The 17,393-nt window shown below is 70.5% G+C and carries 14 protein-coding genes; all 14 read right to left on the bottom strand.

The genetic code is table 11. From position 1 onward, the window contains the following. Positions 1–7: 7 nt before the first annotated feature. The gene (gene ftsZ / locus ACZY1G_RS26650) at positions 8–1,174 is read right to left on the bottom strand and encodes a cell division protein FtsZ (protein ID WP_463818199.1); all 1,167 of its coding nucleotides are present in this window, start codon (positions 1,172–1,174) and stop codon (positions 8–10) included. Positions 1,175–1,365: 191 nt separating this feature from the next. Then, positions 1,366–2,178, bottom strand: coding sequence for an alpha/beta fold hydrolase (locus ACZY1G_RS26655; protein ID WP_463818200.1), 813 nt, complete (start codon positions 2,176–2,178; stop codon positions 1,366–1,368). A 3-nt stretch (positions 2,179–2,181) separates the two neighbouring features. Then, positions 2,182–3,126, bottom strand: coding sequence for a cell division protein FtsQ/DivIB (locus ACZY1G_RS26660; protein WP_463824049.1), 945 nt, complete (start codon positions 3,124–3,126; stop codon positions 2,182–2,184). Next, on the bottom strand, positions 3,123–4,553 hold the full coding sequence (gene murC, locus ACZY1G_RS26665) for a UDP-N-acetylmuramate--L-alanine ligase (RefSeq protein WP_463818202.1): 1,431 nt from the start codon (positions 4,551–4,553) through the stop codon (positions 3,123–3,125). The genes ACZY1G_RS26660 and murC overlap by 4 nt, the downstream gene beginning before the upstream one ends. Next, entirely contained in the window at positions 4,550–5,671 is a 1,122-nt protein-coding gene (gene murG, locus ACZY1G_RS26670) for an undecaprenyldiphospho-muramoylpentapeptide beta-N-acetylglucosaminyltransferase (protein WP_463818203.1), read from the bottom strand. The genes murC and murG overlap by 4 nt, the downstream gene beginning before the upstream one ends. Beyond that, positions 5,668–7,200, bottom strand: a complete 1,533-nt coding sequence (ftsW, locus tag ACZY1G_RS26675) for a putative lipid II flippase FtsW (RefSeq protein WP_463818204.1) — start codon at positions 7,198–7,200, stop codon at positions 5,668–5,670. Before ftsW ends, murG begins: the two co-directional genes overlap by 4 nt. Positions 7,201–7,209: 9 nt before the next feature. Beyond that, on the bottom strand, positions 7,210–8,652 hold the full coding sequence (murD, locus tag ACZY1G_RS26680; RefSeq protein ID WP_463818205.1) for a UDP-N-acetylmuramoyl-L-alanine--D-glutamate ligase: 1,443 nt from the start codon (positions 8,650–8,652) through the stop codon (positions 7,210–7,212). A gap of 1 nt (position 8,653) precedes the next feature. Next, a complete protein-coding gene (mraY, locus tag ACZY1G_RS26685) occupies positions 8,654–9,733 on the bottom strand; it encodes a phospho-N-acetylmuramoyl-pentapeptide-transferase (protein ID WP_463818206.1) in 1,080 nt (359 codons plus the stop codon). Further along, a complete protein-coding gene (locus ACZY1G_RS26690; protein WP_463824050.1) occupies positions 9,730–11,226 on the bottom strand; it encodes a UDP-N-acetylmuramoyl-tripeptide--D-alanyl-D-alanine ligase in 1,497 nt (498 codons plus the stop codon). Before ACZY1G_RS26690 ends, mraY begins: the two co-directional genes overlap by 4 nt. Beyond that, complete coding sequence (locus tag ACZY1G_RS26695; protein ID WP_463824051.1) at positions 11,223–12,758, bottom strand: UDP-N-acetylmuramoyl-L-alanyl-D-glutamate--2,6-diaminopimelate ligase; 1,536 nt, start codon at positions 12,756–12,758, stop codon at positions 11,223–11,225. The genes ACZY1G_RS26690 and ACZY1G_RS26695 overlap by 4 nt, the downstream gene beginning before the upstream one ends. 52 nt (positions 12,759–12,810) lie before the next feature. Continuing rightward, positions 12,811–14,775 carry a peptidoglycan D,D-transpeptidase FtsI family protein gene (locus tag ACZY1G_RS26700; protein WP_463824052.1) on the bottom strand — a complete coding sequence of 655 codons (1,965 nt, stop codon included), beginning with the start codon at positions 14,773–14,775 and terminating at the stop codon, positions 12,811–12,813. Beyond that, entirely contained in the window at positions 14,772–15,779 is a 1,008-nt protein-coding gene (ftsL, locus tag ACZY1G_RS26705) for a cell division protein FtsL (RefSeq protein WP_463824053.1), read from the bottom strand. The genes ACZY1G_RS26700 and ftsL overlap by 4 nt, the downstream gene beginning before the upstream one ends. 5 nt (positions 15,780–15,784) lie before the next feature. Continuing rightward, the gene (rsmH, locus tag ACZY1G_RS26710; protein ID WP_463824054.1) at positions 15,785–16,885 is read right to left on the bottom strand and encodes a 16S rRNA (cytosine(1402)-N(4))-methyltransferase RsmH; all 1,101 of its coding nucleotides are present in this window, start codon (positions 16,883–16,885) and stop codon (positions 15,785–15,787) included. Then, positions 16,860–17,294 (bottom strand): division/cell wall cluster transcriptional repressor MraZ, encoded by a 435-nt coding sequence (locus ACZY1G_RS26715; protein ID WP_463818212.1) that lies wholly within the window; start codon positions 17,292–17,294, stop codon positions 16,860–16,862. Before ACZY1G_RS26715 ends, rsmH begins: the two co-directional genes overlap by 26 nt. Positions 17,295–17,393: the final 99 nt, after the last annotated feature.

Below are 17,393 nucleotides of genomic sequence, written 5' to 3' on the forward strand. Positions count from 1 at the left end.
CGGCGCGTCAGTGGCGCATGAACGGCGGCACGTCGACATCGTCGTCGGAGATGCCGTCATCGCCGCCGCCGATGCGCACCGTCGCGCCGTTGGTGTGGGCTGCGGGCACGCTCGCCGGATCGGCCGACTCGAACAGCGACGAACCGACCCGGCCCGCCTTGCCCGGAGCGATCGGCTGCGCAGCGGCCGCGGCCGTCGATTCACCGGTCACGGGCTTGCGTCCGGGACCCGCGGCGTCGAAGCCGGCGGCGATCACGGTCACGCGCACCTCATCGCCGAGCGAGTCGTCGATGACGGTGCCGAAGATGATGTTGGCGTCGGGATGGGCGGCTTCCTGCACCAGCGAGGCGGCCTCGTTGATCTCGAACAGCCCCAGGTCACTGCCGCCGGCGACCGAGAGCAGCACACCCTGAGCACCTTCCATCGAGGCCTCGAGCAGCGGCGAGTTGATCGCGATCTCGGCGGCCTTGAGCGCGCGACCGTCGCCGCGGGCCGAGCCGATACCCATCAGCGCGGTGCCCGCGGAACTCATGACGCCCTTGACGTCGGCGAAGTCGACGTTGATCAGGCCGGGGGTCGTGATCAGGTCGGTGATGCCCTGCACGCCATTGAGCAGCACTTCGTCGGCACTGCGGAAGGCGTCCATCAGCGAGACCGCGGCGTCGCCCATCTGCAGCAGGCGATCGTTCGGGATCACGATGAGCGTGTCGCAGCTCTCGCGCAGCGACTGGATGCCGTCGGAGGCCTGATTGCTGCGCCGCTTGCCCTCGAACGAGAACGGACGCGTCACCACGCCGACCGTCAGAGCGCCCAGCTTGCGGGCGATCGAGGCCACCACCGGCGCACCGCCGGTGCCGGTACCGCCACCCTCACCGGCGGTCACGAACACCATGTCGGCGCCGCGCAACAGCTCCTCGATGTCGTCCTTGGCATCCTCGGCGGCCTTGCGGCCGACCTCGGGGTCAGCCCCCGCGCCGAGGCCGCGGGTCGAATCGCGCCCCACATCGAGTTTGACGTCGGCATCGCTCATCAGCAACGCCTGCGCGTCAGTGTTGATCGCAATGAACTCGACGCCTTTGAGACCCTGCTCGATCATCCGGTTGACGGCGTTGACGCCGCCACCGCCGATGCCGACCACCTTGATCACAGCGAGGTAGTTATGCGGGGGGGTCATCGCATCGCCCTTTCCTGCCCTGGTTGCCTGTCCTATAACGGATAACCGCTGCGACAAACCCTCAATCTCAACTAGAGGCTTAGAGTTATGTCAAGTTGTTCCGTATGTGCTGAACGGTAGGGCCGGGTTGCACACATGCCGAGCAGGCGCGCCGAGGCGACACGACAAATGTTGCGCGGTTTCCGGCAGGGCTAGTGAGCAGCAGAGCTCACCGCCGCCACGAAACCCGTCGGATCCTCCACGTGGAGGAGATGCCCGGCGCCAGCGAGGACCACCGACCGCAGATCGGGCCGGCGACGTGCGAAGCGCTCATACGTCCGCTCGAGCCACATGGGGCTTTGATCGCCACGCACCCAGGTCATCGGGACGGTGGAGGAAGCCGCGGCCCTGGTGGAGACGAAATCAGCCGATACGCCGAACCACGACGGGTCGAACTCGGCGAGCACCGGGTGGACGTTGGCGCGCATCCGCTCGCGAGCACGCTCGTCGATCTCGTCATAGGCATTGCCACCCGACCGGCGCGCGTAGACGGACCGGAAAAACACCTCGCCCGCGCCCACCGGGTCGCCCCTCAGTTGTTTGACCTTGACCCGCACGGTCGTCGAGAGCACCGAACGGTCCATGAGCCTGGTGCTGTGGAAAGGCGGTTCGACGACGCACAATGACCGCATGCGCGCCCGCTGTGCTGGAGTTCCTGCGGCCAGTGCCATCGCCACGCATCCCCCGGCGCTCCAACCGACCACATGCGCAGGCTCCTGGCAGACCTGCGTGAGGATGGCCTCGAGATCATCGCGGTGATTTCGGAAGTCGCGCACCGGATGATGCCGGGAGCGGCCGTAGCCACGCCGGTCGTACACCACGACGCGATAGCGCTCGGCCAGCAGGTCGATCACCGGCTCCCATGTCGACGAGTCGGTGCCGGTTCCATGCACGAGCACCATCGGCGAACCGTGACCGACGCTGTCGTAGTGCAATCGGCAGCCCCGTACATCGATCGTCGCCATGTGTCACTTCACCGTTGGCAGGTCCGGTGACGACACGTCGTAGGTCTTGCCGGGTTGGGTGAGCAGCGCCCCGAGCTTGAGCGCTTTCTCCTCGGTGCGGTCGGTGGTCCCCCACACGACGGTGCGGCCGTCGATCAACGTCAGCGTGATCGCCGCGACCGACGGCGCCGAGACCCGGCCCACCTGCGAGGCAACCTCCGGCCGCAACGACGTCACCACCTCGAGCGCGGCCTTGGTGGCCGGATCGTCGGGTCCGGGGTTCTCGACGTCCAGATACGGGATGCCCGGCGGCGGCGGTCCGGTCGCGAAGTCGACGCCGTCCTTGTCGAACAGATGCACACCATCGGGATAGTCACGGACGACGACGGGCACCCGCTCGACCACCGTGATGCGCAGCGTAGACGGGTACTCCCGCTGCACGCGCGCGCTGGCGACCCGGCGGATCTCGGCGACCTTCTCGGCCACCGCGTCGGTGTTGACCTGCAGCAGGGGTGTGCCGGGCGGCACCCCCGCCACGGCGACCACCTCGTCCTGCGTCACCGCGCCCAACCCGACGACGACGATGGTGCGCGCCGACATGATCGGCGTGAAATACAGCAGCAGGCCGATGCCGACGACAACGACGGCGACGACCGCGGTCCACAGCAGCACCTTGAGCCCGCGCACCGTGCCCCGCCCCACCGTCGCCGTGTCGGACGGGGTTGCGCCGAGCGTGCGCCGTTTGGCCTCACGGCGGGCGGCCTCGATGGCGGTCGCCCGTGCCTGCGCGGCGCGCCGCTCCTCCCGCTCGCGGCGGGCCCGGCGGCGCGGCCCCTCGACGTCGACGGGCTCGGATGTGTCCTGCCCGTCGTCCGGTTCGGGGGCCTCAGTCGGTTCAGGAGCGGCCGTCGGTTCAGGAGCGGCCGTCGGTTCGGGTGCGGCAGCGTCACTATCAGGCGGCTCGGTCATCGCAGCGCGGCCAGGATCTCAGTCAAAATCTCACTGCCCAGCAACGTCACATCGCCCGCGCCCATGGTCACCACCACGTCCCCGGGCTGCGCGGCCGCCGCCACCGTCGCGGCGACCGTCGAGAAATCGGGCAGGTATCGCACCGGCACACTGACGTGTTCGGCGATCGTCGCGCCACTGATACCGGCCAGGGGCTGCTCCCTGGCCGCGTACACGTCGAGCACGAACACCTCGTCGGCCAGGCTCAGCGCCTCGCCGAACTCGCGGGCGAATGTGGCTGTGCGCGAATACAAGTGCGGCTGGAACACCACCACCGAACGGCCGCCGGCCTCGTCCACCAGCGCGCGCACCGCGGTGAGCGCCGCCGTGACCTTGGTCGGGTGGTGGGCGTAGTCGTCGAAGACGCGTACCCCGGCAGCGGTGCCCACCAACTCGAAACGCCTACGGACACCTTCGAATTCGGCGAGCGCGTCGAGGACGTCCTCAGCCGCGGCGCCCACCTGCGTGGCGGCCAGCAACGCGGCCAGCGCGTTGAGCGCCATGTGCCGTCCCGGCACGGCCAGCCTCATGGTGCGCGGCTGGCTCTCCCCCGCCAGCGCCACCGTGGCGACCGCGCCCGTTCCGCGCTGCCGCCACTGCAGCAGCGCACCGGCCAGGCCGTCCCCGTCGGCAGTCCCGGTGCCGTAGCGCAACACCCGAATACCCAGCGCCTCAGTCCGTTCGGCGAACGCGGCCGCGCCGGGATCATCGGTGCAGACCACCACCGCTCCGCCGGGACGCAACCGTTCGGCGAATGCGTCGAACACCGCGACGTAGGCCTCTTCGGAGCCGAAGAAGTCCAGGTGGTCGGCCTCGATGTTGGTGACCACCGCGATGTCGGGCCGGTACTGCACCAGCGAGCCGTCGCTCTCGTCGGCCTCGGCGACGAAGAACGCACCGCTGCCGTGGTGAGCATTGGTGCCGGGCTCGCCGAGGTCACCGCCCACAGCGAACGACGGGTCGAACCCGCAGTGCTGCAACGCCACGATCAGCATCGAGGTGGTCGTGGTCTTGCCGGCCGTGCCAGTCACCATCAGCGTGGTGTCCCCGACCATCAGCTCGGCCAGCACGGCGGGCCGCAGGATGATCGGAATCCCGCGCCGGCGTGCCTCGACCAGCTCCGGGTTGGTCTTCGGGATCGCGGCGTGAGTCGTCACCACCGCCGTCGGCCCGCCGGGCAGCATGTCCAGCGCCGACGCGTCGTGACCGATGCGTACCTGCGCACCACGCGCCCTCAGCGCGAGCACAGAGCGTGACTCCTTGGCGTCCGATCCGGACACCAGACCGCCGCGGTCGATCAGAATCCTTGCGATGCCAGACATCCCGGCGCCGCCGATGCCGACCATGTGCACCCGCGCCAGCTCCGCGGGCAGCGGCTCGGAGCTCATCTCCGCCGCCCGCTGCGCGCCTGGGCCACCTCGAGAGCCACCTCGGCCACCCGCCGCGCCGCATCCGGGTGACCGGCCAGCTTCGCCGCCGACGTCATCGCCGCCAACCGGGCCCGGTCGGTCAGCAGACCGGTCACCGTCGTGGCGACCAGGTCGGGGGTGAGCTCACGATCCTCGACCAGCAGCCCACCACCCGCGGTGACCACGGGCAGCGCGTTGAGCCGCTGCTCTCCGTTGCCGATCGGCAGCGGGACGTACACCGCGGGCAGACCGACCGCACTCACCTCCGCGACCGTGATCGCCCCGGACCGGCAGATCGCCAGATCGGCGGCGGCATAGGCGAGATCCATGCGGTCCAGGTACGGCACCGCGACGTAGGGCGGATCGCCGGGCGCCGGCGTCCGCAGATCCAGCGTGTTCTTCGAACCGTGGGCGTGCAGCACCGCAATGCCGTGCCGGGCAAGAGCTTCCGCGGCCCCGGCGACTGCGCGGTTCAACGACTGGGCGCCCTGCGAGCCGCCGAAGACCAGCAGCACCGTGTCGTCGTCGGAGAAGCCGAAGAACGCACGCGCATCGGCGCGCAGCGCGGCGCGGTCCAGCGACGTGATGGCCTCACGGACGGGCACGCCGACGACCTCGACGGGGCCCAGCCCCGGGTCGGGCACCGCGGCGAGGACGCGGGCCGCCGAGCGGACCCCGACCCGGTTCGCCCAGCCCGCGCTGGCGTTGGCCTCGTGGACGACGACCGGAATGCGCCGGCCCGGGCGCATGTTGCGGGCCGCTAGATAGGCGGGAACAGCGACGTATCCGCCGAAGCCGATGACGACGTCGGCCGCGACGTCGTCGAAGATCGCCCGCGTCTGGCGCACCGCCTGACGCACCCGCAGCGGCAGCCTGGCCAGATCCGCCGAGGGCTTGCGTGGCAGCGGGACCGGAGTGATCAGCTCGAGGTGGTAGCCGCGTTCGGGAACCAGCCGGGTCTCCAGGCCACGGGCTGTGCCCAATGCGGTGATCCGCACTCCAGGGTCGAGTGCGGTGAGCGCGTCGGCAACGGCCATCGCGGGCTCGACGTGACCGGCCGTGCCCCCACCTGCGAGAACGACCGAGATACCGCTCACCCGTGACGTTGACCTTCCAGTGTGCGGGCCCGTCGGCCCGGATTGCGCTGGCCAGCACCATAACCGACAGGCGGGGTGGCCGAGCGCACCGGGCGCTTCGCCGTTCGCGACCGCGCGGCTTTCGCGGGCTTCGGGCTGGGCTTGGCGGCCTGCTTGGCGGCCCGGCTCGAGCGGGACTTCAGGCGGTCACGCACTGCCTCGGCGCGGGTCGGTACGTAGGGGGCGGGCAGCGGTAGGCGCAGCAGCCGGTTGACCCGGTCGTCGCGGCCGGCCCGCAGGGCGGCGACCGCCTGCGGTTCGTGGCGGGCGGCGTTGGCCATGATGCCGATCATCAACAACGTGGTGGCCGTCGACGTGCCGCCGGCGGAGATCAGCGGCAGCTGCAGCCCGGTGACCGGAAGCAGGCCGACGACGTAGCCCACGTTGATGAACACCTGCGAGAGCACCCACAGCGTGGCCGTGGCGGTGAGCAGCCGCAGGAACGGATCGGCCGAGCGCCGGGCGATGCGCATGCCGGTGTAGGCGAACAGCCCGAACAGGCACAGCAGTCCCGCGGCCCCGATGAAGCCGAGCTCCTCGCCGATGATCGCGAAGATGAAGTCGTTGTGGGCGTTGGGCAGGTAGTTCCACTTCGCGGTGCCCTGTCCCAGACCGTCCCCGAACACGCCACCGTTGGCCAGCGCGAAGCGGGCCTGCCGGGACTGGTAGCCCATGCCCTGCGCATCAGCGCCCGGGTTCAGCCAGGCCTGCACGCGCGCCGATCGGTAGCCGGCCGTCATTGCCAGCACCGCACCCGACACGACCACCGCGCCCAGCGAGGTGACGAACACCCGCAGCGGAAGACCGGCGTACCAGAGCAGACCGAGCAGGATCACACCCATCGACATCGTCTGCCCGAGATCCGGCTGGGAAACCACCAACGCCAGCGCGATCACCGCGACCGGCACCAGGGGCACCAGCATTTCTTTCAGCGAGGCCTGCTCCATGCGGCGGGCCGCCAGCAGGTGCGCACCCCAGATGGCCAACGCGATCTTCGCGAGTTCCGAGGGCTGCATGGAGAACCCGGCGACAACGAACCAGCCACGCGAACCGTTGGCCTCTTTGCCGATGCCAGGGATGAGCACCAGCACCAGCAGCACGATCGTGAACATGAAGCCGCTGAACGCGAAACGCCGCATCACCGCCACCGGCGTGCGCATCGCGATGTAGAAGGCCAGCAGGCCGATCGCCGTCCACAGCACCTGCTTGCCGAAGACCGCCCACGGCGAGCCGTCCATGTCGTAGGAGTAGACGCCCGAGGCCGACAGCACCATCGTCAGGCCCATCGTGATGAGCAGGGCGGTGACGGCGATGATCAGGTGGAACGACGTCATCGGCCGGTCCAGCCAGGCCCCGACACGGGTGCGCGGCGCCGGCACGGCACCGCTCGAGTCGTGCGGGCCCGACGTCAGCGCCGGTAGTGAGGTCCCCGCGTCATCGGCCGCGGGATTGGCGCGCCGGTGGCGCAGCCGGGCGAGGATCGCGCTCATGGGGACCCGCTACCGGATCGCGGCGCGCACGGCCGCGGCGAATGTGTCGCCTCGGTGCCCGTAGCTGCGGAACTGGTCGAAGGAGGCGCCTGCCGGTGCCAGCAGCACCGTGTCGCCGGGCCCGGCGAGACCGCGTGCGGCGTCGACGACGGCGGCCATGACGGCGTCGGCCACCGGACCGTCACCCGCCCGAGCGTGAGTCACACCTGTCACAGCTTTCTCAACCACCCCAGAATCCTCCCCCGTCAGCACCTCGACAACGGGGACATCCGGTGCGTGTCGTGCCAGCGCCTGCGCCACGATCGCGCGGTCACGACCCAGCAGAACCACTCCGACCAGGCGATTCGCCACCGCCACCAGCAGATCGTCGACGGAAGCACCTTTGAGTAGACCGCCGGCCACCCAGACCACGCGGGGGAAGGCGCTGATCGACGCGCGGGCGGCGTGCGGGTTGGTCGCCTTCGAATCGTCGACGTAGGTCACCTCGTCGACCACGGCGACCACTTCGGCGCGGTGCCTGCCCACCGAGAACGTCGCGAGCGCCTGCGCCACCGCATCGGCGGGCACCCCGACCGCGCGCGCCAGCGCCGCGGCCGCCAGCGCGTTCAGCACACCCACGGGACCGGCCACGGGGACGCCCGCGGTCTCGGCCAGCACCAGCCCATCGGCGAACGCATTGTCGATCAGCTGACCGTGGACGACGCCCAGCTCACCCGCAGCCGGCTCGCCGAGCCGGAAACCGACCCGGGTCGGCGCGGCGCACTCGGCCAGCAGCGAGGCCGCGATCGGATCGTCCACGCCGCCGACCGCGATCGGCCCCGTCAGCGCGCGGGCCTTGTCGTGGGCGTACGCATCCAGCGAGCCGTGCCAGTCGAGATGATCCTCGGCCACGTTGAGCACCGCACCGGCGTCCGGGCGAACCGACGGTGCCCAGTGCAGCTGGAAACTGGACAGTTCCACCGCGAGCACGTCGACGGGCTGATCCAACACTGCCAGCACCGGCTCGCCGATGTTCCCGCACAGCGCCGACCGCCGGCCGGCGGCGCACAGCATCGCGTGCAACATCGACGTCGTCGTGGTCTTGCCGTTGGTACCGGTCACCACCAGCCATATCTTGGCCGGCCCGTAGTGCCCGGCTCGGTCCAGCCGCCAGGCCAGCTCCACGTCCCCCCACACCGGCACGCCGGCCGCCGCGGCAGCGGTCGGCACCGCGGCGTCGGGCGGAATGCCGGGGCTGACGACGACGAGGTCGAACCCCGCGATCGTCGCGGCGGCGCCGGCCGGATCGATCACCGCGCCGCCCTGCTGGGCGTAGGCGGTCAGCGCCGACGGACTGTCGTCGGTGAGGGTGGCTCGTGCGCCCAGCGGGGTCAGTGCGGCCAGCACCGCCCGACCGGTGATGCCGGCGCCCACGACCAGCACCGCGGCGCCTTCTGCGATGACGTCACTCACGTCAGGCCCCTACGGTCGTCAGCCACTCGCTGTAGAACAGTGCCACGCCGAGACCGCAAGCGATCGCGGTCAGCAGCCAGAACCGGATGATCACCGTGGTCTCCGCCCAGCCCACCAATTCGAAATGGTGATGGAACGGCGCCATCCGGAACACGCGGCGGCCGGTGGTGCGGAACGCCATGATCTGCACCACGACCGAGGTGACCTCGGCGACGAACAGCGCACCCAGCACCACCGCGAGCATCTCGGTACGGCTGGTCACCGACAGACCGGCGATGACGCCGCCCAGCGCGAGCGACCCCGTGTCACCCATGAAGATCTTGGCCGGCGCGGCGTTCCACCACAGGAAGCCGATGCAGGCGCCGGCGGTGGCCGCGGCGATGATCGCGAGATCCAGCGGATCACGCACGTTGTAGCAGCCCAGGCCGGGGCTGGTGGCGCACGCGTTGCGGAACTGCCAGAACGTGATCAGCACGTAGGCGGCACACACCATCGCCATCGCGCCGGCAGCCAGCCCGTCCAGGCCGTCGGTGAAGTTCACCGCGTTCGACCAGGCGCTGACGACCACCACGCAGAACAGCACGAAGATCGCCGGCGCCAGCGTGACGGTCGCGATCTCGCGGACGTAGGACAGCTCAGCACTGCCGGGGGTGAGTCCGTCGGCGTTGCGGAACTGCAGGGCCAGCACTCCGAACAGCACGGCGGCGACGAGGATGCCGACCGTCTTCGCGGTCTTGTTGAGCCCGAGGTTGCGGGCGCGGCGCAGCTTGATCAGGTCGTCGATGAACCCGACGACGCCCAGTGCGGTGGCCAGGCCCAGCACGAGCAGACCCGACGCCGAGGGCCCCTTGCCGTCGATCACCACGCCGACCAGATGCGTGCCGAAGTAGCTGGCCCAGATGCCGGCGACGATCGCCACGCCCCCCATCGACGGGGTGCCGCGCTTCTTGGCGTGGCTGGGCGGCCCGTCCTCGCGGATCTCGTGGCCGAAACCCTGCCGGGTGAACAGCCGGATCAGCACCGGGGTGAGCAGGATCGACACCGCGAGAGCGATCCCGACCGAGATCAGGATCTGCCTCATGCGCCGTCCTCGGCGATCAGCGCGTCGGCGACCGCACCCAGGCCCGCGGCGTTGGACGCCTTGACCAACACGACGTCACCGGGTGCTAGCTCCGCGCGCAACAGATCGAGAGCGGCATCGGCATCGGCGACCGGCGTGGCCTCGGATCCCCAGGAGCCCTCCATCACGGCCCCGTTCAGCATGGCGCTCATAGGCCTCCCGGTTCCGACGACGACGAGTCGAGAGACATCTAAGCGCACGGCGAGCCGGCCGATGCGGTCGTGCTCGGTAATCGAGTCGTCGCCGAGTTCGCCCATCTCACCCAGCACCGCCCAGGTGCGCCCCTCCCCGGACCCCTCGCGGCCCATCCACGCCAGTGCCTTCAGGCCGGCGCTCATCGAGTCGGGGTTGGCGTTGTAGGCGTCGTTGATGATCGTCACGCCGTCGCTGCGGGTGGTGACGGCCATCCGCTGCCGCGACACCGGCCCGGCGGCGGCCAGCGCGTCCGCGATCTGTGCCAGCGTGGCTCCGCACTCCAGCGCCACCGCGGCCGCGCACAGCGCGTTGGAGACCTGGTGGTCACCGTGCACCGACAGCGAGACGCCGACCTCCCCGGCGGCGGTGTGCAACGTGAACTCCGGGCGCGCCAGCGCGTCCAGGCTCACGTCGTCGGCCCACACGTCGATCCCACTGGTGGCCGAGCCGGACCGTCCGACGCGCACGACGCGCGCCTCGGTCACCTCCGACATTTTTGCCACCACCGAGTCATCCGCGTTGAGGATCACCACACCGGACGCTGGAACTGATTGCGGCAGTTCGGATTTCGTTTCCGCGATTGCCTCCCGCGAGCCGAACTCGCCGAGGTGAGCGGTGCCGACGTTCAGCACGACGGCGATCGAGGGCCGCGCGATCCGCGCGAGCGCGGCGATGTTGCCGCGATGGCGCGCCGACATCTCCAGGACGAGGAAGTCGGTGTCGGCGGTCGCCCGCAGCACCGTCCACGGATGCCCGAGCTCGTTGTTGAACGACCCTGGAGGAGCGATCACCTCACCCAGCGGCGCGAGAACCGCGGCGATCAGATCCTTGGTGGAGGTCTTGCCCGAGGACCCGGTGATCCCGATGATCGTCAGGCCGCCGGCGGCCAGCTCGGCGGCGACCGCGGCCGCCAGTTTCGCCAGAGCGGCCAGCACCGCCGCACCCGAGCCGTCGGAGTCGTGTTCGAGCACACTGGCCGCGCCGTCCTCGGCGGTCACCGGGTCCACCACGACCGCGGGAACGCCGACAGGCCGAGCCGCGAGCACGCCGACCGCACCCGCATCGACCGCCGCCGCCGCGAAGTCATGGCCGTCGGACCTCGCGCCGGGTAGCGCGAGGAACAGGCTACCCGGACCGATCGCGCGCGAGTCGAACTCGACGGTGCCGGTGACGCGCAGAGCGGCCGCCTCCTCGGCGGTGACATCGGCGAGCCGACCGCCCACGATGTCGGCGATCTGAGCCAGCGACAGATCGATCATCGGCTCTCCGTCCCCGCGGTCAGCGCGTCGAGCGCCGCGCCGAGCTCGACGCGATCGTCGAACGGCCGGGTGACACCCTGGCTGGTCTGGCCCGCCTCGTGACCCTTACCGGCGATCAGCACCACATCGCCCTCGCGCGCCCACGCCACCGCATGGTCGATCGCGGCGCGCCGCTCACCGATCTCGACCACGTCGGCACGGGCGCCCTGCGCGGCCGCGACGATCGCGGCCCGGATTTGCGCGGGCTCCTCGTCGCGGGGATTGTCGTCGGTGACCACCACCAGGTCGGCCAGCTCCGCGGCCACCTCCCCCATCGGGCCCCGCTTGCCCGCGTCCCGGTTACCGCCCGCGCCGAACACCACGGCGATCCTCCCGGCGCACTGGCTGCGCAACGTCTCCAGCACCGCCTTGAGCGCACCCGGTTTGTGGGCGTAGTCGACGACCGCCAGGAACGGTTGTCCGCGGTCGACCTTCTCCAGCCGACCCGGCACCGTCGCCGTGCGCAGACCGGGCACCGCCTGCTCGGGTGACACCCCGACCGCGTCGAGCAACGCCAGCGCCAACGCGGCGTTGGCGATGTTGTACCGGCCGGGCAGGCCGATCTCGATGCCGTGGTGTACCCCGGCGGGGTCGACGACGACGAAATCCTGGATGCCGTCACCCTGAGAGCGGATCTGCTCGACCGCCCAGTCAGCGGTGCCCTCGACGGCGACCGTGACCGCGGTGTCGGCGCGGCGCGCCATCGCGCGGCCCCACTCGTCGTCGACGCAGATCACCGCCTCGGCGGCGCGTGTCGGCGAGGCAGGATCGAACAGCCTGGCCTTGGCCTCGAAGTAGTCCTCCATCGTGGGGTGGAAGTCGAGGTGGTCGCGGGACAGATTGGTGAATCCGCCCACGGCGAACTCCGTACCGTCCACCCGGCCCAGCGACAGCGCGTGACTGGACACCTCCATCACCACGGTGTCGACCCCGCGTTCGAGCATGACCGCGAACAGCGCCTGCAGGTCGGGAGCCTCGGGGGTGGTCAGTCCCCCCGTCTCGTCGCGACCGTCGATACGCACGCCCACGGTGCCGATCAGCCCGGCCACCCGCTCGGCCGCGCGCAGACCCGCCTCGATCAGATAGGTGGTGGTGGTCTTGCCGGATGTTCCGGTGACGCCGATGACCCGCAGACGTGTCGACGGATGCCCGTAGACGGCGGCCGCGGCCGCACCCAGCACCGTGCGCGGTTCGGCGTGCAGCAGCACCGGTACCCCGAGGTCGCCGGCTGCCGGGAGCTCGGCCAGCCCGTCGTGATCGGTCAGCACCGCGACCGCGCCGCGCGAGACCGCGTCGGCGGCGTAACGAGCCCCGTGGGACCGCGCGCCCGGCAATGCGGCGAACAGGTCACCCGGCTGCGCGTCCTGACCCCGCAGCGTCACACCCGTCAGGTGCACCTGCGGGAGCGGCTCGACCTGGGCGTGCACCGCGGAGATGAGACGGGCCACTTCCTCGAGCGGCAGGCCAGCGGGATGGTCGGGGCGCAGATTCATGGCCATGCCACAGTACCCAGCCCCGCACCCGGCCCGTGCCCGCCCGCGAGCGTCACCCCGCCTGAAGGGTCAGCGGCGCACCGGGATCCTTGGACAGCGGCACGTTCTCCCGCTGCAGCAGCCACGACGCGATGTTGTGGAACAGCGGCGCGGCCGAGGAACCGGGCGAACCGTCGGCCGCCCGGTGCGGCGCGTCCATCATCACGCCCACCACGTAGCGGGGGTCATCAGCAGGCGCCATGCCCGCGAACGTGATCCAGTAGACGTCGTCGTAGTAGCAGCCGCAGGCGGGGTTGATCTGCTGCGCGGTACCCGTCTTGCCGGCGATCTGGTAGCCCTCGACGGCCGCCGCGGGGCCGGTGCCCTGCTGGATGCCCATCGGGTCGCGCTGCACCACCGCCCGGAACATGTCGCGCACTGTGCGCGCGGTCTCCGGCGACACCACCCGGATACCTTCCGGTCGGGGTTCTTCGGTGCGGGTGCCGTCGGCGGCGATCGTCGCCTTGAGGATCCGGGGCGGGATGCGCACACCGTCGTTGGCGATGGCCTGGTAGATGCCCGACATCTGCAACAGGGTCATCGAGAGACCCTGTCCGATCGGCAGATTGGAGAACGTGCTGCCTGACCACTGGTCGATGGGCGGAACCAGACCCGCGCTCTCGCCCGGCAAGCCGACGCCGGTGCGCTGACCGAGCCCGAACTTGCGCAGCATCTCGGCATACTTCTGCGGCCCCACGCGCTGGGCCAGCATCAACGTGCCGACGTTCGACGACTTCCCGAACACGCCGGTGGTGGTGTACGGCATCACTCCGTGGTTCCACGCGTCGCGGACCGTGACGCCGCCCATGTCGATCGAACCGGGCACCTGCAGCACCTCGTCCGGCGTGGACAGGTGGTTCTCGATGACCGACGCCGCGGTGATGATCTTGTTGACCGAGCCCGGCTCGAACGGCGAGGAGACCGACAGGTTGCCCAGTTCCCGGGTGGACTGCTTGCTGATGTCCTGGGAGGGGTTGAATGTGTTGTCGTTCGACATCGCCAGCACCTCACCGGTTTTGGCATCGAGCACGACGGCGGAGACGTTCTTGGCCCCAGAGGCCTCCTTGGCCATCTGGACCTGCTGCTGGACGTAGAACTGGATGTCGTCGTCCAGCGTCAGCATCACCGTCGACCCGTTCACCGCATCGTGGCGGTTGCGCAGACTGCCCGGGATCATCACGCCGTCGGAGCCGCGGTCGTAGGTGACCGAGCCGTCGGTACCCGCGAGGACGGAGTCCATCGAGTCCTCGAGGCCGAGAAGGCCGTGACCGTCCCAGTCGATGCCGCCGACGATGTTGGCCGCCAGCGATCCGCCCGGATACTGCCGCAGATCCTGCCGTTCGGCGCCGACCTCCGGGAAGTCGGTGGTGATCGCGTCGGCGATCGCGGGGTCGACGGCACGGGCCAGGTAGACGAACGTCTCGTTGCTGCGCAGCTTCTTGAGCACCGTGGCGCTGTCGGGGCTGTTGCCCAGCCGCTTCGCCACGCCATCGGCGATCTCCCGCAAGCGGGCGTCGGGTTTCGGCACCGCTGGTCCACCGTCGCTGCCGCCGTCCTCGCTCTCGGCGGCCTTCGCCTTGGCTGTGGCGTTTTCGTAGGCCTCCTGCAGTTGCTTGCGCACCCGCTGCGGCTGGAACGTCAGCGCGCGGGCCTCCGTGGTGAAGGCCAGCTTGTCGCTGTTGCGGTCCACGATCGAGCCGCGCAGCGCGGCGTCGATGTCGGTGACCTTGAGCTGGCTGGCGGCCTCGGCGCGCAACCCGTCGGCTCGCGGCACCTGAAGGGTGAACAGCTGGGCCGCGGCGAGCACGAGGAGCAGAAAGATCACCGCGTTGCCGGTGCGGTGCCGGAAGACGAAGGACGCGCTGCGCAGCCCGCTCGCGGCGGTGTGGCTGGGCTGACGCACCCGGCGCGACCGCGCCGAGCGTTCGGCACCGGCCGCGCGCGTCGTTCGGCGCGCGGGCTGCGCCTTGCGACTCATGCCGGCGGGCCCGGCACCGGTGCGGCGGGGTCGACGGGCGGGGCGGGCTGTGCGGGGACGGCCAAATCGACGGGTGCCGGGATCGGGCCCGGCAGCGCACCGGCGACCGCGTGCGGCACCTCGGCGCCGGGAGCGGCAACGGGAAGCGGCGGCACCTGGCCCGGAAGCAACGGCGCCTGGCCGGGCAGCGGCGCAGTGAGGGGCATGATTTGCGACGGTAGCCGGACCGGGACCTCAGATGGCGTTACGACGCGCGGGGCAGGCGGCGCGGGCGGAGCCGGCTCGGGCAGCGGGGCGTTGAGCGGCGGTGGCGGCACACCCTCGGCAGGCTTGGGAGTGCCGACGACGACCCAGTTGCCCGACGCGTCCTGCACCAGATGGGCGGTGTCGCGCGACGGGATCATCCCCAGATTGCGGGCCGCCTCGGCCAGCGCGGGCGCCGCCTGCGCCTGCAGCACATCGCGTTCCAGCGCCTCTTTCTGCTGCAGCAGAGCCTGATTGACCTGGCGCGCATGGCCCAGCTGGTACGACCGCTCGGCGGCGTCGGTGGACAGCCACAGCGTGACGCCCAGACCCAGGCCAAGGCAGCCGATGACGAGGACGACGAACGGAACCCGGGCGACGAGGCGGCGCGGGTTGAGATCGATCGAGGCGAGACGAACGAGGATGCGTTGCCGCAGTGGCGGCCGGACGATCTTGGGAGCCTTGGCCTTCCGCGCTTTCGCACGGGCCTTGGCCTGGCTCGCGGTCTTGGGCCGGGCCGGTGTGTCGGTGAGCCGTGTGATCGGCGTCGTGCGCGGCGCCGGCCGCTGCCGACGCGACTCGCGCTCCGCGGCACGTGCGCGCGGTGACGCGTCGACGGGCGCACGCCCGGCATCGCGGACCGGGCGGCGTCCGGCCTTCTTGGCCGTTCCCAATGCCTTGCCCGCGCCGCGGGAGGACGTACGGGCCTTGTCGGATTGGCTGGGCTTCGGGCCCGCCTTGGCTGTTCTCTGGGTCTTCATGAGTGTTACTGCCCCCCAACTTTCTCCAACGCGCGCAGCCGAACCGGAGCGCTTCTGGGATTGCGGTCGATCTCCTGCTCACTCGCGCGTTCGGCGCCCCGGGTCAGCGCGACGAATTCCGGTCCGTGGCCGGGTAATTCGATCGGCAGACCGGGAGGTGTCCGTGACGCCGTCGCCGCGGCGAACTCGCCCTTGACGATGCGGTCCTCCAGGGACTGGTAGGCCATCACGGCGATGCGTCCGCCGGACCGTAATGCGCGCAACGCTTTCGGGATGGCCAACCGCAGCGCGTCGAGCTCGGCGTTGACCGCGATGCGCAGCGCCTGGAAGGTCCGCTTACCGGGGTGCCCGCCGGTGCGGCGAGCAGGTGCCGGGATCGCCTGGTAGAGCAACTCGACCAATTCGCCGGTCGTCGTGAACGGGGTGACGGCGCGGCGACGCACGACGTGCGCGGCGATGCGCCCGGCGAAGCGCTCCTCGCCGTACTCGCGGAGAATCCGCGCGATCTGCTTCTCCTCGTAGGTGTTGAGGATGTCGGCGGCTGTCAGCGGCGCATCGGAGTCCATCCGCATGTCCAGCGGCGCGTCGGTCGAATAGGAGAATCCGCGCTCGCGCTGGTCGAGCTGCATCGAGGACACCCCCAGGTCGAACAGGAACGCGTCGACCTCGGTCAGCGCGAACCCGTCGTAGCGGGTGCGCACCGCGGTGAACCGATCCCCGAACGGGGCGAGCCGCTCGCCGGCGATCCGGAGCGCCTCGGGGTCGCGGTCCAGTCCGACGACATGCAACGCGGGGAAGTCGGTCAGGAATCGTTCGGTGTGCCCTCCGGCACCCAGGGTGGCGTCGACGAGCGTCGCACCGGCGCCGTCGGCGCTGAGCCGGGTCAACGCCGGCGCGAGCAGCTCGACGCAGCGGTCGAGCAGAACCGGAACGTGCGGCTCGTCGGTCATCGCGGCACCCTCAGCGATCGGGGCGGCCCCTGCGGCGAGGTCCCTGTCCGAGAGCACGGACCTGACGTCGGGGAAGTACGTCAGGGCCGGTTCGGGCAGAGGCCGCGCCGCACGGGCCTGCGGGGCCAGGTCAAATAATGTCGCCGAGTGCTTCATCGCTGGCCGCGGAGAAGTTCTCTTCGTGGAGCTCCTGGTAGTCCTGCCATGCCTGGGCGTCCCAGATCTCGAGGAAGTCGATCGAGCCGATGACCACGCACTCCTTGCTGAGGTTCGCGTAGCGGCGATGATCGGCGGACAGCGTGATACGGCCCTGGGCGTCCGGATACTGCTCGTCGGTGCTGGCGGCCAGGTTGCGCAAGTACGCGCGTGCCTGCGGATTGCCCCGCTTGGCCCGGCCGGAGATCTCGGTGACCATCTCCTCGAACTCCGCCCGCGGATAGACAGCCAGGCTGTGATCTTGGCTCTTGGTGACCATCAACCCTCCTGCCAGTGCGTCGCGGAACTTGGCGGGCAACGTCAGTCGCCCCTTGTCGTCGAGCTTGGGCGTGTAGGTGCCGAAGAACATCTCGCCACCTCGCTCAGATCTCGCCCTGGCGGAACCCCGGTCGCTCCGTTGTCCGCCACTTTACCCCACATTCCCCCACTTTGCGCCGAACCGCGGACG

This window comes from Mycobacterium sp. IDUB_5 (assembly GCF_055419565.1).

Coding starts and splice junctions, on each gene's coding strand:
- ftsZ (WP_463818199.1), bottom strand. CDS start 1,174: ATGACCCCCCCGCATAACTACCTCGCTGTGATCAAGGTGGTCGGCATC.
- ACZY1G_RS26655 (WP_463818200.1), bottom strand. CDS start 2,178: ATGGCGACGATCGATGTACGGGGCTGCCGATTGCACTACGACAGCGTC.
- ACZY1G_RS26660 (WP_463824049.1), bottom strand. CDS start 3,126: ATGACCGAGCCGCCTGATAGTGACGCTGCCGCACCCGAACCGACGGCC.
- murC (WP_463818202.1), bottom strand. CDS start 4,553: ATGAGCTCCGAGCCGCTGCCCGCGGAGCTGGCGCGGGTGCACATGGTC.
- ftsW (WP_463818204.1), bottom strand. CDS start 7,200: ATGAGCGCGATCCTCGCCCGGCTGCGCCACCGGCGCGCCAATCCCGCG.
- mraY (WP_463818206.1), bottom strand. CDS start 9,733: ATGAGGCAGATCCTGATCTCGGTCGGGATCGCTCTCGCGGTGTCGATC.
- ACZY1G_RS26690 (WP_463824050.1), bottom strand. CDS start 11,226: ATGATCGATCTGTCGCTGGCTCAGATCGCCGACATCGTGGGCGGTCGG.
- ACZY1G_RS26695 (WP_463824051.1), bottom strand. CDS start 12,758: ATGAATCTGCGCCCCGACCATCCCGCTGGCCTGCCGCTCGAGGAAGTG.
- ACZY1G_RS26700 (WP_463824052.1), bottom strand. CDS start 14,775: ATGAGTCGCAAGGCGCAGCCCGCGCGCCGAACGACGCGCGCGGCCGGT.
- ftsL (WP_463824053.1), bottom strand. CDS start 15,779: ATGAAGACCCAGAGAACAGCCAAGGCGGGCCCGAAGCCCAGCCAATCC.
- rsmH (WP_463824054.1), bottom strand. CDS start 16,885: ATGAAGCACTCGGCGACATTATTTGACCTGGCCCCGCAGGCCCGTGCG.
- ACZY1G_RS26715 (WP_463818212.1), bottom strand. CDS start 17,294: ATGTTCTTCGGCACCTACACGCCCAAGCTCGACGACAAGGGGCGACTG.